Here is a 22,577-nt window from a genome sequence, read left to right on the forward strand (position 1 = left end):
GCAGAGCAGAGCAGAGCAGAGCAGAGCAGAGCAGAGCAGAGCAGAGCAGAGCAGAGCAGAGCAGAGCAGAGCAGAGCAGAGCAGAGCAGAGCAGAGCAGAGGTAACCTCAGCCGTTGCGACTGGGCCTAAGCCGCCGGACGGCTTAAATTCACCCGGTTTCGGCCATGGGATTTTGCAGAGTAAAGCGCTCGATCGGCCTGAGCCATAAGAGCGTCCGATGAAAGCGGACGGCCTTCTTCACCAATCGGCCCGATCGAAAGACCGATGCTGATCGTTACATGGATAGGCAACGGCGTGCCAGGTACGACAAAGCCCCGGTTGCCGATGTCAGCACAAATATCCGCGGCCGTCTTTTCCGCATCGGACAGGTTCGTACCCGGCATGACGATAAGAAACTCCTCTCCCCCAATCCGTGCGACAAGGTCCATACCGCGCAGATTGTTGCGCAAACGCTCTGCCGTTTGCACCAGCACGGAATCCCCCGCTGCATGGCCGTAGCGGTCATTGATACCTTTGAAATGGTCAAGATCAGCGACCATCACAGCAAAGGGCCGAGCGGTTTCAAGGGCGTGTTCTGCGATGCGGTCCAGATGGGGCAGGGCATAGCGGCGATTATGCAGACCTGTCAGCGGGTCGAATACTGCGGCTTTCAGCCCTGAGCGCACCGTATCACGAAGTTGGTCGGTCATCCGTTTGCGCCGCAGAACAGCATGTAAGCGTAGGACCATTTCGGCTGTATTGAACCCTTCGGTCATTAGGTCGTCGGCGCCCAAATCAAGGGCGGTGGCCGCTTGCGCCGTGTCGGGGGCCAATTGCACCACCAACAGCCCGGCATGGCGGGTCTGGGCGTTAGCGCGAAGTGTCGAGATGAGGCGCAGCGCCGCTGTGGCGGTACTCGGGTCTTCGGGCAATACGAGTATGAATGCATCTGGCGGCCCGTTCGTGGCGGCGGCGCGAATGGCCTCTTCGGAATTGGCGAGGGTGAGTTGTGCGCGCAAAAGGGGGCGGAGCTGTTTGGCCCAGTTCACGCTGATCGCGCTGTCGGAATGGATGAGCACGCATTTGCTGCACGCCGTAAACTCCGCCGTCGGTTCAGCCAGTCCAAGCGCGCGGGTGGTATCATCGCGCATTTCCCATTCGTCAACCGCGTTGCGAGCGCGGATGAGGCTGCGCGTGCGACCTAATAATAGGGTGCAATCAAGCGGCTTTAACAATACGTCGCTTACCCCGGCTTCCAACGCGGCAAAACGGTCTACGGCTTGATCGGCGTTGCCGATGCCCAGCACAGGAAGCTCTGCTGTATCGGCAGAAGCGCGCAACGCGCGGCATAGGTCAGCGGCCCCGCCGCCCGGAAGGGTTAAGGCACATATCACAAGGTCCGGCGGATTTTCCCGCGCGGTAGCCAAGGCCTGTTCCATATCTTCGGCCTGAACGACGTGATAGTATGCCGCACAAAGCTTGACCTTGAGGGCGATACGATTGGTCGCAATCGCATCTGCAATAAGGATAGTCCCTTGCACGACAACTCCTTCACCGTACAAATCAGTTTGATGCCACAGTCTTTGACCCCTAATGGTTAACAAAGGGTTTCCAATCTCCTGCAAAAGTCGGTTTCAATGTCCTACACTCAAGATTCCGCCGAGACCTTAGCGCTGCAAGCGCTGGCTTGGCTGGCCGCGAATGACGATCTGTTGCCGGTGTTTCTGGGCAGTACCGGCGCGTCCGAAGCAGAGCTTAAAACTCTGGCCAGTGACCCTGTTTTTCTGGCTGCCGTACTGGATTTTTTGATGATGGATGACGCTTGGGTCATCGGGCTTTGTGACCACTTGGCGATACCCTATGAGCGGATCATGCAAGCCCGCGCGGCCCTGCCCGGCGGGGAGCAGGTGCATTGGACTTAAAGAATATTAAGGGCCTGCTGTTCGACAAGGATGGCACCCTGTTTGACTTTGCCGCAACTTGGGAGCCATGGGCCGAGGCCTTCCTGCTGCGCGCCTGCGACGGAGATCGCAGCTTTGCCACCCGGGTAGGGCAAGACATCGGCTTTGACCTTGCCGCGCGCAGGTTTGCCCCAGATAGCATTGCCATCGCAGGCACACCGCAACAGGTGGTCGACGCCTTAGCACCGCACTTTCCGAACTGGCTGCCCTCAGTTCTGCTTGAAATGATCAACGCGGAGGCAAGCCGCGCCCCGCAGCGTGCGGCGGTGCCGTTGAGGCCGCTTTTGCAACGCCTGCGCGATCAAGGGCTCCGCCTCGGTGTGGCGACCAATGATGCCGAACATCCCGCACGGGCGCATCTTATGGCGGGAGGGGTGATTGATATGTTCGACTTTATCGCGGGGTTCGACAGCGGGCATGGTGGAAAGCCGTCACCCGGTCAGCTGCATGCCTTTGCCTCTCATGTGGACCTACCCGCCTCGGCCATCGCGATGATCGGCGACAGCGTTCATGACCTTGAAGCGGGGCGTGCGGCGGGAATGGTGCGGGTCGCGGTACTTACCGGACCTGCGGCCGAGGAGGAACTTGCCCCCCACGCCGATCTGGTGCTGCCGGACATTGGCTATCTGCTCGATTATCTGAACGGTTAAGGACGCCTCTAGCTCGTGACTGAGCGTGCACCTTCAAGCATCGCGTCATCAAGATCGTCTCCATGCAGGACCGAGATGTCGCCCGTTGTCTCGAGGACGACGGCCCGTACATCAGAGAAGCGCAGCGCGTTGGCCTCCCGCAATTTAGCGATCAAATCTGCACGTGCCACGCGGGTCTCTCGTAGAGCGTCGTCCGAAATCTTGCCGTTGCGCATCAGGATTACCGGCTCGTTCTGTACCGTCTCCTCAATCTGATCAGAAGCCTGCCGCAGTTTCGCGATGACGAATTGCGCGCCGAGCAATGCCGAAATGGCCAAGGTGGGCTGCGCAAACTCTGGCCATGTGGTTGCCTGACAGGCCCCTGCAAGCAGCGAGCCGGTGGCAACTGTGGCGACGAAATCAAAGGCGGTCATCTTGGAGAATGTGCGCAGCCCAATCACGCGCACCACGAAAATTACCCAAACCAGCGCGATGGCGGAAAGCAAGAGCGCACGGGCGAGGATATCCAACGGGACACTGTCAAAAAACATCAAACTTGCCTCTCGTTCAGCGCTTTGCCACGCCGGATGAAGAACCGCCCCAGAAGCACCACCATGGCCATGGCGATCAGACCGAGATAGCGCTCATAAATGCCATCGATCCCGGTCGGGAGAAAAAAGAACGGTGGCGCTGAGATCAGCCATAGGAGCGAGATACCTTTAAGCGCTTTCGCAATTATGGCAGAGAACTCGTTAAAGCCTTTGGACAGCATCCAAGGGACGGTCAGCATGATCAGCCCAAGCGCGTAGACCAGATAGATATGGATCACCACGCCATCGGAATCGCGGTCCCCGTATTCGTTTCTTGCGCCGACCAGAAAGACGATAAGCCCTAAGAGGGCGAGGCCGATCGTGCCGGTGCTCCACCACCCGTCGCCGAAATGCACATGGGCGCAAAGCAGAGCACAGGCAATCAGCGCAGCAGAGAACGCGTAGATGCCGATGTCGACGATAAACTCATACCGGCCCGCGCCCAGATCGCTGATCGTATCGGCGATCCAATCGTGATCCGGCACCACAAAGTCTGCAATCAGGATTGAGACGGCAAACACCACACAGCCAAGGATTGCGACCCAGCCCAGACAAATCATAAACCCCGGCGCGCTGTGCTGCCGGGGTGCTGTGACCTCTTTACTCATTTCGCGAAACCTTTCTTCGCCGCCTCAGTATCTATGTGGCCTGACACCGGGGTCAGACTAAGAGCATCAGTCCGAAAGCCGCGAGCGTTCTTCGGCGTTGGGGCTGCCTGCGGGGGCTTCGTCCAATGTGGCTTCGGGCCGGTGCAGGTCTTTTTGGGGTTTCTTGGGCGGTGTCTTATTGTCGTCTTTTGGGTGCTTGGGATCATCGCTCATGGAAATACTCCTCGCTTGCTGCGCTTGGGATAGGCATTGCGCCATCCTTAGGAATCGAACGCATAGGCAGCGGCGGCGGTTCCGCGCACAAGAGGGGGCGGCACCAAAGGCAATTTCTGAACAACTGGAATCATCAGCCCAATCTTAACCACTGCACCTGCATTCTAGTTGCGGGAAAAATGGGAATGAGGCAGTCATGCACGGGCTTATCAACCGCAGCATTCAAAACTACTTTTGTGCCAACTATGGCCAAGCGCTTTGGGCCGATGTGGTCTGTCGGGCCGGGTTGGACTTTACCGAGTTCGAGGCGATGCTTACCTATCCGGACCACGTCACACCGGCGGTGCTGGATGCGGTATGCGCCGTGCTTGATCGGCCCCGGGCGGAGGTGATGGAGGACGTTGGAACCTTCCTCGTGGCGCAACCGGGCTATGAGGCAGTGCGCCGTTTGCTGCGCTTTGGCGGGGTGAGCTTCAGTGATTTCTTACAATCACTTGATGATTTGCCAGACCGGACACGCCTTGCCCTTTCAGAACTGCATTTGCCATGGATCGAGTTGCGCGAAGACAGCGACGGTCAGTACTCCTTGATCTGCGAAGCCCCGCTTATCGGCTATGGCTATCTTATGATGGGCGTCTTGCGGGCCATGGCGGACGATTATGGCGCGCTGGTGCTGTTAGAGCATGGCGGGCGGTCGGACGGTATCGAGACGCTGAAGATCATTTTGGTCGAAGTCGATTTCTCGGAAGGGCGCCGTTTTGAGCTTGGGGCCCGGGCATGAGTGAGGTGGTCCAAGACACGGCGGTTCTGGACATACTCTGCCCGATGCATCTGCTTGTGTCCGCGACCGGGTTCATTCGCCATGCAGGGCCGACGGTCCAAAAGCTTAGGCCGCAATCTCCGATGGCTGGGCGACAGTTTCTGGATACGGTCGCCGTCAAACGGCCCCGCGGTATCCACGGAATGGAACAGCTGCGCGAGGTCACTGGGGTGAAGCTCCATCTCGCCTTTCGCGATGCCCCCCGGACCGAGCTGAAGGGGCTGCTGGTTCCGCTGGGTGATGGTCGAATGATCGTGAACCTCTCATTCGGAATTTCGATTTTCGACGGAGTTCAGGACTATGCGCTGACGAACGCAGATTTCGCAGCCACCGATCTGGCGATTGAAATGCTCTATCTTATGGAGGCGAAATCAGCCGCCATGGAAGCCTCCCGTCGCCTGAACCTACGCCTTCAAGAGGCGCGCATCGCCGCGGAGGAGCAGGCCTTTACCGATATTCTGACCGGGCTAAAGAACCGCCGTGCCTTGAATACCGTGTTGGAGCGGTTGATCGCGGCGGGAGAGGGGTTTGCCGTCATGCACATCGACCTTGATTACTTCAAGGCGGTTAATGACAGCCTTGGTCATGCCGCTGGCGACCATGTGCTGCAAGTGGTCGCGCGCATCATGGTCCAAGAGACCCGCAGCTCTGACATGGTGGTGCGTTTGGGCGGGGATGAGTTCACCGTGGTTTTGCCGGATGTGCGCAATGAAGGCATGTTGCGACGGATCGGGCAGCGGATCATCGACCGCTTGGAAGAGCCGATCCATTTCAAAGGGGAGGTCTGTAAGGTCTCTGCCAGCATTGGCACGGTCTGGATGCAGCGCGGCGATTGCCGGACGCGCGAGACGGTTTTGGCCAATGCGGATGCCGCGCTCTATGCCTCGAAACACGCAGGCCGCGCGCGCCATACGTTCTATAAAGCCGCCATGGGTGAGGTCGCGAGCATAGATACGCCCGCGTCGGGCCAAGAGGGGGCTTGCGGCAGCTAGTCGCTCGGGGCTGTGCTGCGCGCGGGATTTGGCATGGGGGCAGTAGACCGCACAGATTGGCTGTCGTATCACCGCTGCATGAAATCGCCCCTGCATCTGCTCCGCCGCCTGCGCCAACGCCTGCACGAGGCCCGCCGCCGCGCGCGCTTTGCCGCTTCCTTGCAGCATCTGCACGGGCCCAGCAAACTTGATGTGGCACCGGGTGAGGTGGTGCTGATCGCCTTGGTGCGCGATGGCAGCTATTACCTCGACGCCTTCTTTCGCCATTACCGCGCGATGGGCGTGCAGCATTTCGTCTTTATCGACAACGGCTCGCGCGATGACACCATCGCCCGGATCAAGGCACAAAAGGGCACGGTGATCGACCGTTGCAGCCTGCCGCTTGCCCAATACGAAGACCTGATCCGCCAGCATCCCGCACAGACCTATGGCAAGAACCGCTGGTGCCTCTACGTCGATATGGACGAAATCTTTGACTTCGAAGGACGCAGCCAGATCGGTATCAAGGGACTGACCGCTTATCTTGAGCAACAGGGCTATACGGCTTTGGTGGCGCAGATGCTTGAGATGTTTCCGAAAACCAGCCTCGCCGCAGCGGCGGGCTTGCCCTATAAACAGGCGCTGCAATCCTTCCTTTATTACGACATCAGCGCGGTGCGCAAAGTCGATTACCACAATCCAGACATTCCGTTTTCCGCGCTGCTCGTCGACAATGCGCTCTCCAACGATGCGGTGAAATTCGCCTTTGGCGGCGTGCGCGGCAAAGTGTTTGACGAGGGCTGCTGCTTGACGAAACACCCGCTTATTTTCAATGGGCCCGAGGTAACGCCGGCCCCGCATCCGCATCTGTCCTGCGGGCTGCGCGTGGCGGATATGACGGCGGTAATCAAACATTACAAGTTCGCCAATGACGCCGCCGCGCGGGATGCCGAAACGCTGGGCGCGGGCAATCTGGCGCATGGTGAAGACGCGCGGCGCATGGCGGTGATCGGCCAGAACCCCGATGTCTCGCTCTTCTCATTAGACGCGCGGCGTTGGAACCGGGTCGAGCTTTTGTATCGCGCAGGTTTTCTGGTGCCCTCCGACGCCTATAGCGCCCATGTCGCCGCTTGGCGTGACGAGCATGTCGCATGAGCATCGGTGCCGTCGTGATCGGACGCAATGAGGGTGTCCGGTTGGAGCGGTCCTTGCAGGCCTTGGCGGGGCAGGTGGCGCAAATCGTCTATGTCGACAGCGGCTCAACCGACGGTTCCGTCGCCATGGCGCGCGGGCTGGGGGCGGATGTGGTCGAATTGGACATGCAGCAGCCGTTCACCGCCGCGCGGGCGCGTAACGCGGGCATGGCAGCACTGGGCGAGGGGGTCTCTCTGGTGCAATTCCTCGATGGGGATTGCATCCTGCGGGTCGGCTGGCTGGCAGCGGCGGAGGCGCATTTGAAGGCTCATCCGCAAGTTGCCGTCGTCTGCGGCAGACGGCGCGAGGAGCACCCCCAAGCCTCAATCTATAACGGGTTAATCGACTGCGAATGGGATACGCCCGTCGGCGAGGCGCAAGCCTGTGGCGGTGATGCCCTGATGCGGCTGGACGCGCTGCGCGCTGTCGGCGGCTACCGGGCAGAGATGATCGCCGGGGAGGAGCCAGAGCTCTGCCAAAGACTACGCCGAGCGGGCTGGCAGATATGGCGGCTTGATGCCGAAATGACATGGCACGACGCGCAGATCACGCGCTTTGGTCAGTGGTGGCGGCGCAGCCTGCGCGCTGGCCATGCCTTCGCTGAAGGGGCTGCACTGCATGGTGGTGGCCCCGACCGTCATTGGGTGGCAGAGACCCGGCGTGCGATGCTCTGGGGTGCGCTTTTGCCTGCGGTGATCTTGCTATTTGCACTGCTGATGCCTTGGGCCGCACTTGGGCTGGCGTTGCTCTATCCGCTGCAACTGCTGCGGTTGATGCGGCGCGGCGGGGCGGCTTGGGGGTTCTTCACACTGCTGGGCAAGTTCCCCGAAGCCTTGGGCGCGTTAAAATACCACATGCGCCGCGATGGGCAGATCATCGAATACCGCTGACGCTCAGCGCGCGCGCCACGCGTCAACCGCAAGCCCCGGCAGGATCGCGAAACACCGGGCATAGCGCGGCACCATCCGGGTCGGGTTTTGCAGGGCACGCCACAGCCATTCAAGGGCCAGCATCCGCATCCACTTTGGTGCGCGGCGTTGCCGTCCGGCCAGAAAATCCAACCCCGCCCCGACAGAGGCGAAGCCCACCCCCGGCGCGATCTCGCGCCCGCGCGCGGCGAGAATCTCTTGTTTGGGCGCGCCAAGGGCCAGAAAACACAGGCGCGCACCGCTTGTTGTAATGTCGCGCAAGGCCGCATCAGCGGCGGTGCCTCTGGGGTCAAATCCCATCGGCGGGGCGGCGATATGGCAAATCTCCAACCCCGGCGCACGGGTCCGCAGGGCTTTCGCTGCCCTCTGGAGAGCGTCTTCATCACTGCCAAAAAATGCAATGGGCAGCGAGAGTTCAGCGGCCAGTTCACACAAGGGCACGATCAGATCGGAGCCGGGTATCAGCTCGACCGGCTGTTTGGCCAGTCGCGAAAGCCAGACCACGGGGCGGCCATCGGCCACGATCAAATCCTGCGCGTCATAGGCGGCGGCAAAGGCCGTATCGCGGGGCAGTTTAGTCAGATGATCAAGGTTGAGTGTCGCGAGCGCGAATCCTTCGCCCTTAGCACAACGCGACCGTAGGGCCTGAAACAATGCGGCCCGCGTCGCCACATTAACCACTACAGCGGCGTCGCCTTTGCCATACTTCATTGTGATTAATCCCACTGAGCGCGGCAAAGGGCGGCCAGATCAGGATGAAGCGCGCCTGACAAATGTTTGATATCATGTGTCATCTAACGACCGCGCCTGCATCAAAGTGAACCCGCGACGAAACTAGCGGGATGACAGGGCGCAGGCCAGATGGTATTTTCACACCGCCCCTCAGGGCTGGTCACCTGCCGCGCGTGTCGCCCGGCCCATGCAAGGACATCATGCCAAATCCCATCGCCTATCTGATGCTGCTGATCTGGCCCTTCATCTGTCTGGCCCTGTTCCGCAATCTACCGCTCCAGCGGGCGCTGATCTGGTCGATCCTTGGCGGCTATCTTTTTCTGCCCCCGCTGGCGGAGTTCAACCTGCCGTTGGTGCCGGGGCTCGACAAAGTGTCGATCCCCAACTTGAGTGTTCTGTTGATCATCTGGCTGGGCACGCAGGAAAAACTCCGGCTTTGGCCCACCTCCCGCGTGGCGGGGCTTTTGGTTGTGGGGCTGGTCTTTTCTGCGGTGCCGACGGTGCTGACCAATGGCGATCCGATCCTATTTCAAGCGATCCGTGGGTTTGAGCCGATTCTCTTTCCGGTGGACGCGCTGCCGGGGCAGTCGATCCGTGACATTGGTTCGGTCCTGATCGGCCAGATACTGATGCTGGTGCCCTTTTTGCTTGCGCGTCAGTTCCTTGCGGATGAGGAGGGGCTGCGCGAATTGCTGTTGGCCTTCATGCTGGGCGGGGTTATCTATTCGGTGCCATCCCTGTTTGAAATCCGGTTCTCACCGCAGTTGAACACATGGATTTACGGCTTCTTTCAGCACTCCTTTGACCAGATGATGCGCAATGGCGGTTTCCGCCCGATTGTCTTTTTGCCCCATGCGCTGTGGCTGGCGCTTTTCATGTGTATCGCGCTGCTCTCGGCGGTGGCGCTGGCGCGGCAAACGCCGGTGATCGACCGCTGGAAGATGCTCTTGCTGGCGGGCTATCTCGCCGTAGTCCTACTGCTGTGCAAAAGCCTCGCCTCGCTCGCCTATGCGCTGCTGTTGGTGCCGATGGTGTTGCTGACCCCGGCACGCTGGCAGATCCGTCTGGCCGTTGCCTTTGCGGCAGTGGCGGTGATCTATCCGATGCTACGCAACGCGGGGCTGATCCCGCTTGATGCGATCCTCGCGCAGGCTGAGGCGATCAGCCCCGAGCGGGCACAATCCTTGGGCTACCGGTTTCACAACGAGGAACTCCTGCTTTCCCGCGCCGCCGAAAAGCCGTGGTTCGGTTGGGGCGGATGGGGGCGTAATCTGATCCGCGATGCGGCCAATGGCAATATTCTTTCGATCCCGGACGGGCGCTGGATCATCGTTTTCGGCACCTTCGGCTGGGTCGGCTACCTGTGCGAGATGGGTCTTTTGGCGCTGCCCATCTTTCTGATGGGGATGCACCTCTACCGACGCGGGGACGCGGGCCTGTCCCCTTGGATCGCACCGCTGCTTTTAATACTTGGCATCACCATGATGGACATGTTGCTGAACGCGACCCTGACACCGCTCACTTGGCTCACGGCGGGGGCGATCCTTGGCCATGCTGAGGCGCTCGCAGCGGGGCGCAAAGGTCAAAATTTGTCTAATGATGTCGCGAACCCGGAGCTCACCGCCAAACGGACAGTGTTCTGATCCGCGCAACTTTCACCGCGATATGAAGTGAATTGGACGGAAATTTCCGCTCCGGCACGCTCTCGGCTCATTTTTGACAAAATCGCCTGTTGTATGCTGCACCTAAGGCTTAAACTGAACCTGAGAAGGCTCATCACTGTGACCGAGCGGGCGATGGGACATATGTCGGAATGAATAGTACGGACAACTCTCTTTCGCGCGATGATATCGCGATTGTCGGCATGTCCGTAAACGTGCCGGGAGCCGAAGGTGTCGATGCCTATTGGGCGAACCTGCGCGACGGCGTGAGCGCACTCAAACGGTTGGACGAGACCCAGTTGCGTGCCGCCGGAGAAAGTGCAGAGCGCATGGCCCGGCCAAACTACGTGCCTGTCACCGCCGAGATGCCGGGCTATGACATGTTCGACGCCGAGTTCTTTGGCTTCTCCCCCAAGGATGCCGCGATCCTAGACCCGCAGCACCGCAAGTTTCTTGAGGTCGCTTGGGAGGCGATGGAGCAGGCGGGGCATATGCCCAAAAACCTCTCCGGCCCGGTCGGCGTCTACGCGGGCTGCGGCATGGGCAGCTATTTCTATTTCAACATCTGCTCGAACTCCGATCTGGTCGATGATGTGGGCATGTTCCTGCTGCGGCATACCGGCAACGATAAAGATTTCCTTTCGACGCGCGTCAGCCACGTGTTTGACCTCAAAGGCCCGTCGATCAACCTGCAGACCGCCTGTTCGACCTCTCTGGTGGCGATCCACTACGCGGCACAGGCCCTGCGCGCGGGTGAGATCGACATGGCGCTGGCCGGTGGGGTGACCATTGAGCTGCCGCAGGGCAGGGGATACGAGTTCAAGGAAAATGAGATCCTCTCCCCCGATGGCGAATGCCACGCCTTCGATCACCGCGCACAGGGCACCGTCTTTGGCTCTGGCGCGGGGGCCCTGGCGTTGCGGCGTTTAAAGGATGCCATCGCCGATGGCGATCCCATCTGGGCCGTTATCAAAGGCTCTGCGGTCAACAACGACGGCGCGGCCAAGGCGGGCTATCTGGCCCCTTCGGTCGACGGGCAGACAGCAGCCATCGCCCGCGCGCTCAATGATGCGGGCGTGGCGGCGCAGAGCATCGGCATGGTCGAATGCCACGGCACCGGCACCTATCTGGGCGACCCGATCGAGGTGGCCGCCCTGACACAGGCCTACCGGGCAGAGACGCAGGCCGAGGATTTCTGCCGCATCGGCTCCGTCAAGACCAACATCGGCCATCTCGACACTGCGGCGGGCGTGGCGGGGTTGGCCAAGGCTGCGCTGTCGCTGCACCACCAGCAAATCCCGCCCTCGCTGGGCTATGAAGCGCCGAACCCGGCGATCCCCTTCGAAGGCTCGCCCTTCCGTGTGAATGACCGGCTCTATGACTGGCCTGCGGCGGCCACACCGCGCCGCGCGGCGGTCAACGCGCTCGGCGTCGGCGGGACCAATGCGCATATGATCCTTGAAGAGGCCCCCGCCCGTGCGCCGTCCGAGGAAAGCGATTTTCCTTTCCACGTGCTCTGCCTTTCGGGCCGCAACAAAGCAGCCTTGGACGCCAACAGTGCTGCCCTTGCCGCCCATCTGCGCGCGCATCCCGAGCAACCTTTGGCGGATGTGGCCTTCACCCTCAAAGAGGGCCGTCGCGGTTTCGACAAACGTCGCGTTTTGGTGGCCGAAAGCCATGAGGAGGCCGCAGCACTGTTGGAGGCAGGCGACCGCCGCCGTGTCTTTACCCACGACCATCTCGGCCCCGATCCTGAGGTCGTCTTCATGTTCCCCGGCGGCGGCGCGCAATATGCCGGTATGGCCCGCGACCTTTATGAGACCGAACCGGTCTTTGCCGAGTGGATGGACCGGGGGCTCGACCATCTGGCACCGCAGTTGGATTACGACATCCGCGCGATCTGGCTGCCAAAGCCCGATGACCGCGTGGCGGCTGAGGCCAAGCTGAAACAGCCTTCGGTGCAATTGCCGCTGATCATGATCGTTGAATACGCGCTGGCGCAGCTCTGGCTGTCTTGGGGGGTGAAGCCTGCGGCTATGGTGGGCCATTCCATGGGCGAGAATGTCGCCGCCTGCCTTGCCGGGGTGATGCGCTTTGAGGAATGCATCGACCTTGTCCTGCTGCGCGGACGGCTGTTTGACGAAGTCCCAGCAGGCGGGATGATCAGCATCTCCGCCACGCTAGAGCAGATTACGCCGCTTCTGGGCGATGCGCTGGATATTGCCAGTGTCAACGGCCCGGAACTGATCGCGGTGTCCGGCCCGGATGACGCGCTGGAGGCGCTGCAACAGCGGTTGGACGCAGCAGGTCTCGACCACCAACGCATTGCCATCGACATCGCCGCCCACTCGCGGATGTTGGACCCGATCCTCGACCGTTACCGCGCCTTTCTTGCCAAGCTCGACCTACGTGCGCCAACGATGCCCTTCCTGTCGAACCGCACCGGCAAGAGGATCACGGCGCAGATGGCGACCGACCCCGACTATTGGGTCGCGCAATTGCGCAATACGGTGAATTTCGCCGATTGTATCAGCGCGTTGAGCAGCGATGCGCCTCGGATCTATCTTGAGGTCGGGCCGGGCAAGGCGCTTTCCGCCTTGGCGCAGATGAACGCGGATGTGGCACCGGGGCAGGTGATGTCCTCATTGCGCCATCCTGAGCAAGAGATCGCGGATGATGCCTATTTCCTAGGCGTGATCGGGCGGCTCTGGGCCTGCGGGGTCGAGGCCGACTGGGCGCAAATCTGGGGCGAGGCACGGCGCAACCGCGTCTTGTTGCCGAGCTATCAATTCCAGCGCGCGCGTTACTTCATCGAGCCGGGCAAGACCGCAGCCCGCCCCGCTGAGCAACCGCTGCAACGGTTGGATGACATCAGCGAATGGGGGGCGCTGCCGCATTGGCAACCTCGATATGCCGAAGCGGACATGGGCCTGTCCGGCCCGCTGAACTGGCTCGTCTTTGCCGATATGGCATGGCTGGGGGCTGATGCCGCCGCGCAGTTGCGAGCACAAGGGCACCGCGTGGTGCAGGTCACGGCGGGAGATGCCTTCGCCCGCGTCTCCTGTGATCACTTTACTCTGGCCGCCGAACAGGGGCGCTCGGGCTATGATCAACTGCTCGCCGCACTCCAAACCGAGGGGCTGATGCCCGACCGGATTGCGCATTTCTGGCTGACTGATGATCAGGTCGCCCCACGCCCCGGCTCCAGCAGATTTGATCGCAATATCGAACAGGGCTTCTGGAGCCTTACATGGCTTGCGCAGTCCTTGGCCGAGGCCGAAACTGACGCGCCGCTGCATCTGAGCGTCTTCGCCACCGGTGCAGCGCAGGTCGCGCAGGAGGGGGTGAGCTATCCCGAGAAGGCGCTGATCTCTGGCCCCGTTGGCGTCATGGCGCGCGAGGTGCCAGGGTTGACGGCCAGTCAGATTGACCTGCCCATTGCCGCGCCTGAGCAACCCGCGGGATGGTTTGCGAAACCGGTAGAACCCGCGCCGGTGATTGATGCCGACGATCTGCTCGAAGAGCTTTTGGCCCGGCCCGCCAACCTTCAGGTCGCCCATCGCGCTGGCCGCCGATTTGAACTGGGCTACCGCGCCGCCGCCCTACCGCCAAATGATCTGCCGGGGTGGCAGCCACAGGGAAGCTACCTCATCACCGGTGGTTTTGGCGGGATCGGTCTGACCCTTGCGGCGGACATTCTGGAGACACCGGGCACGCGGGTGATTTTGCTAAGCCGCACTGTCCTACCGATGCGCCATGAATGGGAGGGCTATCTCGCGAGCCACGGCCCTGCGGATCCCACAGCGCGCCGCCTACGCGCCGTCATGCAGCTTGAGACGCAGGCCGCACAGTCGGGCGGGGCCGTTGAAGTCGCCCGCGCAGATGTTGCCAACCTCGCCCAGATGCGCCGCGTGATTGACGATCTGACCACGCGCCATTGCGGTCTGACAGGGGTGATCCATGCCGCAGGTGTGCTGGACGATGCGCCGCTGCTGGCCAAAACCGACGCCGGGATTGACGCGGTGCTAGCGCCCAAAGTGCAGGGGCTGCGGGTCTTGGATCAACTCCTGCCCGACGGCACGCTTGATTTGTTGGTGCTCTTCTCCTCAACCTCTACCGCCACCCGCGCGGCGGGGCAGTTGGACTATGTGGCGGCGAATGCGTGGCTCAACGCCTTTGCGCAATCGCGGCGGGGGGCGAAAACCCGCGTGGTCGCCGTGAATTGGGGCGTTTGGGCTGATGTAGGCATGGCGGCGGAAACCCTTGGCGGGGGCGGTGCTGTGGCGCTGTCTGCCCGGGCAATCAATGCCGCGCTGCTCGAAAGCGCCGGGGCCGGCGATAGCGGCACACTCGAATTCACCACCGAGATCGCAACTTCGCATTGGCTGCTGGACCAGCACCGCACCGGGGATGGCCGCGCGGTGATGCCCGGTACAGGCTATATTGAGCTTTTGGCCGAAGCGGCGCAGGCACAAGGGCTGCAAAAGTTCACGCTGCAAGACCTCTATTTCCTGCGCCCCCTGCCGCTGGCCGATGGGGCGCGGCGCAAGATCAAGATCACCCTGACCCCGGAGGGCGCGGGCTTTGCCGCCGAGTTACGCAGCGCCTGTGTGGTCAACGGAAAGCCCGCATGGCAATTGCATGTGCAAGCGCGGCTGACTGCCGAGGACCGCGCTGCCGAACCGCTCGACCTTGCTGGCATCGCGGGCCGCTGCACAGACGTGGCCGAGGCCGCACCGGGCGGGCGTCTGACCGCCGTCCAAGAGGCGCATCTGAAGTTCGGCCCGCGCTGGCATGTGCTGCAACGTACGGCTCTGGGGCAGGGGGAAGGGATCGCCGCGCTACAGCTGCCCGAAGGCGCGCGGGGGGATCTGGACGCGGGCTATGTGCTGCACCCCGGCCTCATGGACATCGCCACCGGCTGGGCCATATCGCTGATCCCCGGCTATGCGGCGCGGCATCTTTGGGTGCCCTTGTCTTATGGTGAGATCACACTTCACGCGCCCCTGCCTGCCGAGATCCGCTCGCATGTTCGGCTGGTCGACGGGTTGGCGGCTGAGGGCTTGGCCCGGTTCGACGTAACGATCGCCGATACGGAGGGTGTGACCCTCGTCGAGGTGCGCGATTTCGCGATGAAACGGCTCGAAGGTGCCTTTGCCGACATACCCCCCCCCGACGCCCGCGAAGTGATTTTCGAAGGGGCAGACAGTGCCGAGATCCTCAGCCCCGCCGAAGAGCGTCTGGCCCGGTTGGTGCGCCAAGGCATCCGCGCGCAAGAAGGGCCCGAAGCCCTGCGCCGTGCGCTGGCGCTGGATGCGCCGCAAATTATGGTCTCCTCTTTGCCGATACAAACATTGATCGCTCAGGCCGAAGCGCCGGTAAGCGAGGCGGCTCCCCAAGGGCAGAGCTTTGAGCGACCCGATCTCGACGGCTCTTTCGTTGCCCCGCGCAATGCGATTGAAGAAAAGCTGGCCGATATCTGGTCGAACCTCTTGGGCGTCAGCCCGGTAGGGGTCGAGGATAGTTTCTTTGACCTTGGCGGGCATTCATTGATCGCGGTGCGCCTCTTTGCTTCCGTTAAGCGAGAATTCAAGGTCGAGTTCCCGATCTCCGTTCTGTTCGAAGCGCCGACTATCGCCAAATGCGCCGCGCTGATCGCGGCAGAGCGCGGTGATCTGGCGCAGTCCGACGTCGGGGATACGGCACCATCTGCCCCTCAGCAGCGCTTTGACTACCTCGTGCCGCTCAATCAGTCGCGCAGCGCGGCGGCCCCGCTATTCGTGGTTGCGGGGATGTTCGGCAATGTGCTGAACCTGCGCCATCTTGCCATGCCCTTCAGCGACGAGCGCCCGGTCTATGGGGTGCAGGCGCGGGGGCTGATCGGAGACGCCGCGCCCCATGAGGAGGTGCAGACCGCCGCCGCAGATTACATCGCCGAAATCCGCGCGCTTCAGCCCCAAGGCCCCTATTTGCTTGCGGGCTACTCCGGCGGCGGGATCGCGGCCTATGAGATGGCACAGCAATTGAAAGCGGCAGGGCAAGAGGTGGCCGTTTTGGCGATGCTCGACACGCCGCTGCCTGTGCGCGCCGCGCTCAGCAAGATCGACAAGGCGCATATCAAGTTGGCAGAACTGCGCCGCAAGGGACCGGCCTATCTTTTGGAATGGGCGCGCAACCGTTGGGCGTGGGAGCGTGAGCTCCGCCGAGCGCCTCAGGAGGCAGGCGGCGAGGGTGAGGGGGGTGTTTCCTTTAACAGTCTGCGCATTCAGGCGGCCTTCCTAGGGGCTGTAGGGCGCTATGAAACGCCGCGGTGGGACGGGCCTATGACGCTGTTCCGGCCGCCGCTGGATCGGCACTGGGCGGTGTCTTCGGGGCAATTCGTCACCGCAGAAAAGGAATACGTCTATGAGGACAACCAGTGGCGCCAATTTGCGCCGCGCCTGCAGGTGATCGAAGTGCCGGGTGACCATGTGAGCATGGTTCTGGCCCCCAATGTCACCGTGCTTGCGCAAGAATTGGCGGAGGTGATCGCGGCAGCCCTGCCCAGTGACGCCGACCGCGCCCAGCCTTATGCCAGGGCGGCGGAATGATGCAGCAACCGCCCCGTCTTTTGGTCGTGATCCTAAACTATCGCACTGCAGAAATGACCCTGCGCGCGGCTGAGGCGGCTTTGGCCGATATGCCCGCCGCGGGTGCCGAGCTGGTGATCGTGGACAATGACAGTGGCGACGGCTCTGTCGCGCTGCTGGAGCAAGAGATCGCTGCGCGGGGTTGGGACGCGGGCAACCGGGTGCGGCTGATCGCATCGCCCCGCAACGGCGGCTTTGGCGCGGGCAACAACATCGCCATGCGGGCGGGGATGTCGGACGGCGCAGCGCCGGATTTCGTGCATGTGGTGAATTCGGATGCTTTCCTTGATCGGGGCTGTATTCAGATCCTGTTGCGCCATCTTCAAAACCACCCCCGCGCCGGATTGGCCGGAAGCCATGTGCGCGGGGAGGATGATCTGCCCCATACCACAGCCTTTCGCTTCCCCTCCGCCGCAGGCGAGTTGGAAGGGGCCGCACGGTTCGGCCCGCTGACGAGACTGTTATCCTCTGCCGTGGTGGCGCCCCCCTTGCCGCAAGAGGCCGCGCAGGTCGATTGGGTGGCCGGGGCCAGCGTCATGATGCGGTGGGACATGCTGGCCGAGGTCGGTCTCTTCGACGAAGACTATTTCCTCTATTACGAGGAAACTGACCTATGCCTGCGCGCCGCGCGGGCCGGGTGGGACTGCTGGTATGTGCCTCAGGCGCGCTGCGTGCATGTCGGCTCGGTCTCGACCGGGATGAAGGAATGGCGCCGGATGCCGCGCTATTGGTTCGACAGTCGCCGCCGGTATTTTACAAAGAATCACGGGCGCGCCTATGCCACATTGGCGCTGCTTGCGCGGCTCGCCGGGGGCGGGCTGCACCACCTGCGCTGCCTGCTGACCGGACGCCAGCCAGAGGATGCTCCCGGTTTTTACCGTGACCTCGCGGCCCATGCGCTCACTGCCAGACGCGCGGCCCGCCCCGCCCAAGACCCAAGCCGTAGCCCCGCCACGGAGGACCGTTCATGACCGCCAATTTTAAGACAGAGCCGTTTTCCGCCCTATTGATAGGCGACGAATCCCTGACCATCGCCTGCGGGGATATGCTGCTGGCGGGTGGGCACCAGATTGCTGGCGTGATTAGCCGGGATGATACGGTGCGCAGTTGGGCCAAAGCGCAGGGGTTGCCGCTTTGCCGCGACGCGGAAGAACTCCTGACCATGGGGCTGGCCGCTGACTGGCTGCTGAGTATCGCCAATTTACGGCTGATCCCTGAGGCGGTTTTGGCGCTACCAAAACGTGGCGCGATCAATTTTCACGACGGGCCGTTGCCACGCTATGCGGGGCTGAACACGCCTGCATGGGCGATTATCAATGGTGAGGCGCAGCACGGGGTCAGTTGGCACCTGATCGAGACGGGCGTCGATACAGGTGATTTGCTGGCGCAGCGCATGGTGGATATCGCACCAGATGAGACGGCGTTTAGCCTCAACTCCAAATGCTACGCCGCCGGGATGGAGAGTTTTGGCGAGGTTTTGGCTCAGTTGGAAAGCGGCGCGCTGCAAGGCACCGCTCAAGACCTGAGCCAGCGGAGCTATTTCGCAAAGGACAAGCGGCCTGACAATGGTGGCATCCTCGATCTCACCAGAACGGCGCAGGAACTCAGCGCATTGGTCCGAGGGCTGGACTTTGGCGATTATTGGAACCCGCTTACCACCGCGAAAGTGGTGAGTGCCGCGGGGAGCGTGCTGACTGTCTCTGGTATGGAGGTGTTGGGGGCCAGCGGCGGCACAGCAGGCACGGTGGTTGAGGTGGATGAAGCACGCGTCGTTGTGGCTGCTGCTGACGCTCACGTGGCCCTCTATGGCTTGCGCGGAATGGCGGGGGAGGATGTTCTTCTTTCCGAGATTTTCGCACCCGGCGATAAGCTGGCCCGTGACGCAGACACGCCCGCTGTGCCTGTTGAGGAGGCTTACTGGCGGCGCGCTCTGACCGGGTTTGACGCGCTGCCGGTCCCCTTGGCCGCTGCATCGACGGCGACCCCAGATTGGAGCCAGCGACAGATCGTCCTGCCGCAGGGGCTTGATCTGACGCAGCAAATCGCCGCTGCCGCCTTGGTGGCAATGCGCAGCGCAGGTGTTAATGCGGGCGGCATCGCCCTGCGCCGTAAGGGAGAGCCTGCGCCCCTGCTTGCCGATTGGCTTCCGATGACCATCACGGCAGAGGCGGACACTTCAATAGCCGATCTACTGGCGCAACTTGAGCCTCAACTTGCCCGCGCCATGGGCACTGCGAGCCTCGCGCGTGACCTGCCGTTGCGTGATCCGGCAATCGGTTCTCTGGCCACGCCAGATTTTGCCCTCTCTTTCGATGACAAACCCCTTTCCGGATCAGCGCTTACTCTGTGTGTTACACCTGAAAGCACCACCTTGATCGCCGACAGCAAAAGGCTCTCCGACAACGCGATTAGCCTCATTGTAGATCGTCTGGAAACTGCCTTTGCCAAGGTGGCAGAGGCGTCTGACTGCGGCACCGTCTGGGCGCTTCCTGAGGCCGAAGCGCAACTGCTGACACAGGTCAACGCGACCGCGCGCGACTATGACCCCCTCCCCATCCATGTCGCTTTCGAGGCGCAGGTGAAACGCACACCCGACGCGCCTGCGCTGGTGTTTGAGGGCGAGACCCTCAGCTATGGCACGCTAAACGCTCGCGCTAACCAACTGGCCCATCTGCTGCGTGAGATGGGGGCGGGGCCGGGGATGCCAGTGGCGCTCTGTACCGCGCGGGGGGTGGATCTGTTGGTTGGTACACTTGGTATCCTGAAAGCCGAGGCCGCCTATGTGCCGCTTGATCCGGCCTATCCGGCGGACCGGCTGGCGCATTACCTCTCGGACAGTGGCGCTTCGGTCGTGGTCACGCAATCAACCCTCACCGCCAGCCTGCCCGCGCATGACGCGCAGGTGGTGGAGTTGGACCGCGATCCGCGCCTCGCCACCGCGTCGGACACGAACCCCACAGCCAGCGCCGGGGCTGATGACCTCGCATATTTGATCTATACCTCCGGTTCTACCGGGACACCAAAGGGCGTCATGGTCAGCCATGGAAATGTCGCGAATTTCTTTGCCGGGATGGACGATCGGATCGACCATGATGCGGGTGCGGTCTGGCTCGCGGTCACCAGCCTTAGCTTTGATATCTCGGTACTAGAGCTGTTCTGGACCCTCGCGCGGGGCTTCAAACTGGTGCTAGCGGGCGATGACAGCCGGGCGCTCATGTCAAACGGGCCGATTGCCACCAGCGACCGCAGGATCGACTTCAACCTGTTTTATTGGGGCAATGACGACGGTGTTGGTCCCAAGAAATACGAACTGCTGCTCGAAGGGGCCAAATTCGCGGATGCCAATGGCTTCAACGCCGTCTGGACGCCCGAGCGGCATTTCCATGCCTTTGGTGGCCCTTACCCGAACCCCTCCGTCACCGGCGCTGCCGTGGCAGCGGTGACGCAGAACCTCGATGTTCGGGCCGGGTCTTGCGTGGCCCCGCTGCACCATCCCGCGCGGATCGCGGAAGAATGGGCGGTGATCGACAATCTGACCAATGGACGTGTCGGCTTGGCCATCGCCAGCGGCTGGCAGCCCGACGATTTCGTGCTTCGCCCGGAAAACACACCGCCGCAGAACAAGCCCGCGATGTATGATGCCATAGACCAGCTGCGCAAGCTCTGGGCCGGGGAACCAGTAGAGTTCCCGCGCGCCGATGGCACACGCCATGCAGTGGTAACGCAACCGCGCCCCGTGTCGACAGTGCTGCCCATCTGGGTGACCACAGCGGGCAACCCGCAGACGTGGAAAGAGGCGGGGGAAATTAGGGCCAATGTGTTGACCCACCTGCTTGGCCAATCCGTGGAAGAGCTGGCGGATAAGATCAAAATCTACCACGACGCTCTGCGCGGCGCGGGCCATGACCCGGCGGACCATAAAGTCACGGTGATGCTGCACAGCTATCTGGCGGATACGCGCGCCGAGGCCGAAGAGGTGGCGCGCGAACCGATGAAAGACTACCTGCGCTCGGCGGCGGGGCTTATCAAACAATACGCTTGGGCCTTCCCGGCCTTCAAGAAACCGGCGGGCACGACGAACCCGTTTGAGATCGACCTTGAGGGTCTCTCGCCTGAGGAAATGGATGCGATCCTTGAGTTCGCCTTTCAACGCTATTTCAACGACAGCGGCATGTTTGGCACCGTGGCCGACGGTTTGGCGCGGGCCGAGCAACTCAAGCGGATCGGCGTGGATGAGATCGCCTGTCTGATCGACTACGGTATCCCCACCGACAAGGTGATGGCGGGGCTCAAGCCTTTGGCCGAGGTGTTGCGCCGCGCCAATACAGGCGGGCAACCGGCGGCGGATGACCACTCCATCGCCGCTCAGATCATCCGCCACGGGGTGACCCATCTGCAATGCACGCCCTCAATGGCGCAGATGATGGTGATGAACGACGAAGCGCGCGGCGCTCTGGCGCGGGTGAAATCCCTGATGATCGGGGGGGAGGCGTTGCCCGGCACGCTGTCTCGCGCGCTGCGCGAGGCGACGCAGGCGCAGATCCAGAACATGTATGGGCCGACAGAGACGACGATCTGGTCCACCACTCATGTGCTGTCAGATACCGACGCCACTACTGCGCCCATCGGCAGGCCGATCGCCAACACGCAGGTCCATGTCCTCGACGCTGCATGGCAGATGCTGCCCATCGGCGCGGCGGGGGAGCTTTGGATCGGCGGCGAGGGCGTGACGCAGGGCTATTGGGAATGGGCGGAGATGACGGCGGCACGTTTCATCCACGATCCCTTCTCCGGCGCGGGCCGCCTTTACGGCACGGGCGATTTGGTGCGGATGGACGCCGAGGGCGTGTTGCATTTCGAAGGCCGCGCCGATGCGCAGGTCAAGATACGCGGCCACCGGATTGAGCTTGGGGAGGTCGAGGCGCGGTTGGCCGAACTGCCGGGGGTGCGACAGGCCGTGGCCGTGCTGCGCGAAGACGCAGGGCAGGGCGGGGCGCAGCTTGTTGGCTATGTCGTCGCGGATGACACTGTCGATAGCGACGTGGCACGGCGCCAATTGACCGCACATTTGCCAGATATCATGGTGCCGCAGGCCATCGTAACTTTGCCCACCATGCCCCTCACGCCCAACAAGAAAATAGACCGCAAGGCCTTGCCCGCTCCTGTCAAACGCAGTGTGGCCCCAACCACCGAGAAGGCGACCACGCCGGTCAGCGGGAGCCAAGCTGCCATTGCACAGGTCTGGAGCACGCTTTTGGGCCTTGGGGATATCCGCGGCGGCGATAACTTCTTTGCCCTCGGGGGGCATTCGCTGCTTGCGGTACAGGCGCATCGGGACATCAAAGCGGCATTGAACATCAGCGCTCTGTCGATCACCGATATCTTCCGCTTCCCCACCCTCTTCGGATTGGCGGCTCACATCGACGGGCTGAGCGGTCAGACACCGGAGCCTCCCACCAGCGCCTCTGCCACCGACGCGCCTGCACGGGCCGAGACCATGTCCAAACGCCGTCTGATGCGCGCCGGACGTGGCCGCGGGCGGGAATGAGGTGACTCCAGAGGCCGAGATCGCCGCCGCGGTCCGCGGGCTTTTCGACCTGCCCGTTGCTGTGGCGGTAACCCGGCCTGACGCGTCCCATCCGCCTTTGCTGGACGATGAA

The 22,577-nt window shown here is 62.2% G+C and carries 15 protein-coding genes; 10 read left to right on the forward strand and 5 right to left on the reverse strand.

The window, feature by feature from the left end:
• Nucleotides 1-126: 126 nt before the first annotated feature.
• Nucleotides 127-1,521 (reverse strand): diguanylate cyclase, encoded by a 1,395-nt coding sequence (locus K3759_RS05015; protein WP_259984609.1) that lies wholly within the window; start codon nt 1,519-1,521, stop codon nt 127-129.
• 96 nt (nt 1,522-1,617) lie between these two features.
• Between K3759_RS05015 and K3759_RS05020 the strand changes: the two genes are divergently transcribed.
• Both K3759_RS05020 and K3759_RS05025 read left to right on the forward strand, forming a co-directional pair.
• Nucleotides 1,618-1,902, forward strand: coding sequence for a DUF3572 domain-containing protein (locus K3759_RS05020; protein ID WP_259984610.1), 285 nt, complete (start codon nt 1,618-1,620; stop codon nt 1,900-1,902).
• The gene (locus K3759_RS05025) at nt 1,893-2,591 is read left to right on the forward strand and encodes an HAD family hydrolase (protein ID WP_259984611.1); all 699 of its coding nucleotides are present in this window, start codon (nt 1,893-1,895) and stop codon (nt 2,589-2,591) included. The genes K3759_RS05020 and K3759_RS05025 overlap by 10 nt, the downstream gene beginning before the upstream one ends.
• 8 nt (nt 2,592-2,599) lie before the next feature.
• Here K3759_RS05025 and K3759_RS05030 read toward each other — a convergent pair whose 3' ends face one another.
• The 3 genes from K3759_RS05030 to K3759_RS05040 form a co-directional block, all read right to left on the reverse strand.
• Nucleotides 2,600-3,121: a DUF421 domain-containing protein gene (locus K3759_RS05030; protein ID WP_259984612.1), complete on the reverse strand. Its 522-nt coding sequence runs from the start codon at nt 3,119-3,121 to the stop codon at nt 2,600-2,602.
• On the reverse strand, nt 3,121-3,768 hold the full coding sequence (locus K3759_RS05035) for a DUF998 domain-containing protein (protein WP_409202503.1): 648 nt from the start codon (nt 3,766-3,768) through the stop codon (nt 3,121-3,123). Before K3759_RS05035 ends, K3759_RS05030 begins: the two co-directional genes overlap by 1 nt.
• A gap of 66 nt (nt 3,769-3,834) precedes the next feature.
• Nucleotides 3,835-3,981 carry a hypothetical protein gene (locus tag K3759_RS05040; protein ID WP_259984613.1) on the reverse strand — a complete coding sequence of 49 codons (147 nt, stop codon included), beginning with the start codon at nt 3,979-3,981 and terminating at the stop codon, nt 3,835-3,837.
• Nucleotides 3,982-4,177: 196 nt separating this feature from the next.
• Between K3759_RS05040 and K3759_RS05045 the strand changes: the two genes are divergently transcribed.
• Genes K3759_RS05045 through K3759_RS05060 form a run of 4 tightly spaced genes read left to right on the forward strand, consistent with a single transcriptional unit; the run spans nt 4,178 to nt 7,856 of the window.
• Nucleotides 4,178-4,762 carry a heme NO-binding domain-containing protein gene (locus tag K3759_RS05045; protein ID WP_259984614.1) on the forward strand — a complete coding sequence of 195 codons (585 nt, stop codon included), beginning with the start codon at nt 4,178-4,180 and terminating at the stop codon, nt 4,760-4,762.
• On the forward strand, nt 4,759-5,793 hold the full coding sequence (locus K3759_RS05050; protein ID WP_259984615.1) for a GGDEF domain-containing protein: 1,035 nt from the start codon (nt 4,759-4,761) through the stop codon (nt 5,791-5,793). Before K3759_RS05045 ends, K3759_RS05050 begins: the two co-directional genes overlap by 4 nt.
• Before the next feature lie 33 nt (nt 5,794-5,826).
• Complete coding sequence (locus K3759_RS05055; protein ID WP_259984616.1) at nt 5,827-6,927, forward strand: glycosyltransferase family 2 protein; 1,101 nt, start codon at nt 5,827-5,829, stop codon at nt 6,925-6,927.
• Entirely contained in the window at nt 6,924-7,856 is a 933-nt protein-coding gene (locus K3759_RS05060; protein ID WP_259984617.1) for a glycosyltransferase family 2 protein, read from the forward strand. Before K3759_RS05055 ends, K3759_RS05060 begins: the two co-directional genes overlap by 4 nt.
• Before the next feature lie 3 nt (nt 7,857-7,859).
• Here K3759_RS05060 and K3759_RS05065 read toward each other — a convergent pair whose 3' ends face one another.
• Complete coding sequence (locus tag K3759_RS05065; RefSeq protein ID WP_259984618.1) at nt 7,860-8,606, reverse strand: WecB/TagA/CpsF family glycosyltransferase; 747 nt, start codon at nt 8,604-8,606, stop codon at nt 7,860-7,862.
• Nucleotides 8,607-8,827: 221 nt separating this feature from the next.
• Here K3759_RS05065 and K3759_RS05070 point away from each other — a divergent pair, with 221 nt between their 5' ends.
• The 4 genes from K3759_RS05070 to K3759_RS05085 all read left to right on the forward strand — a co-directional run bounded on the left by K3759_RS05070 (nt 8,828) and on the right by K3759_RS05085 (nt 22,465).
• The gene (locus K3759_RS05070; protein ID WP_259984619.1) at nt 8,828-10,270 is read left to right on the forward strand and encodes a hypothetical protein; all 1,443 of its coding nucleotides are present in this window, start codon (nt 8,828-8,830) and stop codon (nt 10,268-10,270) included.
• Nucleotides 10,271-10,440: 170 nt separating this feature from the next.
• Nucleotides 10,441-16,878 carry a type I polyketide synthase gene (locus K3759_RS05075; RefSeq protein ID WP_259984621.1) on the forward strand — a complete coding sequence of 2,146 codons (6,438 nt, stop codon included), beginning with the start codon at nt 10,441-10,443 and terminating at the stop codon, nt 16,876-16,878.
• Entirely contained in the window at nt 16,875-17,888 is a 1,014-nt protein-coding gene (locus K3759_RS05080; protein WP_259984622.1) for a glycosyltransferase family 2 protein, read from the forward strand. The genes K3759_RS05075 and K3759_RS05080 overlap by 4 nt, the downstream gene beginning before the upstream one ends.
• Nucleotides 17,885-22,465: a MupA/Atu3671 family FMN-dependent luciferase-like monooxygenase gene (locus K3759_RS05085; protein ID WP_259984623.1), complete on the forward strand. Its 4,581-nt coding sequence runs from the start codon at nt 17,885-17,887 to the stop codon at nt 22,463-22,465. The genes K3759_RS05080 and K3759_RS05085 overlap by 4 nt, the downstream gene beginning before the upstream one ends.
• Nucleotides 22,466-22,577 lie beyond the last annotated feature (112 nt).

It is taken from the genome of Sulfitobacter sp. W027, from assembly GCF_025143985.1.
In the GTDB taxonomy this organism is placed as follows: Bacteria; Pseudomonadota; Alphaproteobacteria; order Rhodobacterales; family Rhodobacteraceae; genus Sulfitobacter.

Bases quoted from the DNA above. Each gene is read 5' to 3' on its own strand.
- K3759_RS05020 (WP_259984610.1), top strand. From the start codon at position 1,618: ATGTCCTACACTCAAGATTCCGCCGAGACCTTAGCGCTGCAAGCGCTG.
- K3759_RS05030 (WP_259984612.1), bottom strand. From the start codon at position 3,121: ATGTTTTTTGACAGTGTCCCGTTGGATATCCTCGCCCGTGCGCTCTTG.
- K3759_RS05035 (WP_409202503.1), bottom strand. From the start codon at position 3,768: ATGAGTAAAGAGGTCACAGCACCCCGGCAGCACAGCGCGCCGGGGTTT.
- K3759_RS05040 (WP_259984613.1), bottom strand. From the start codon at position 3,981: ATGAGCGATGATCCCAAGCACCCAAAAGACGACAATAAGACACCGCCC.
- K3759_RS05045 (WP_259984614.1), top strand. From the start codon at position 4,178: ATGCACGGGCTTATCAACCGCAGCATTCAAAACTACTTTTGTGCCAAC.
- K3759_RS05050 (WP_259984615.1), top strand. From the start codon at position 4,759: ATGAGTGAGGTGGTCCAAGACACGGCGGTTCTGGACATACTCTGCCCG.
- K3759_RS05055 (WP_259984616.1), top strand. From the start codon at position 5,827: ATGGGGGCAGTAGACCGCACAGATTGGCTGTCGTATCACCGCTGCATG.
- K3759_RS05060 (WP_259984617.1), top strand. From the start codon at position 6,924: ATGAGCATCGGTGCCGTCGTGATCGGACGCAATGAGGGTGTCCGGTTG.
- K3759_RS05065 (WP_259984618.1), bottom strand. From the start codon at position 8,606: ATGAAGTATGGCAAAGGCGACGCCGCTGTAGTGGTTAATGTGGCGACG.
- K3759_RS05070 (WP_259984619.1), top strand. From the start codon at position 8,828: ATGCCAAATCCCATCGCCTATCTGATGCTGCTGATCTGGCCCTTCATC.
- K3759_RS05075 (WP_259984621.1), top strand. From the start codon at position 10,441: ATGAATAGTACGGACAACTCTCTTTCGCGCGATGATATCGCGATTGTC.
- K3759_RS05080 (WP_259984622.1), top strand. From the start codon at position 16,875: ATGATGCAGCAACCGCCCCGTCTTTTGGTCGTGATCCTAAACTATCGC.
- K3759_RS05085 (WP_259984623.1), top strand. From the start codon at position 17,885: ATGACCGCCAATTTTAAGACAGAGCCGTTTTCCGCCCTATTGATAGGC.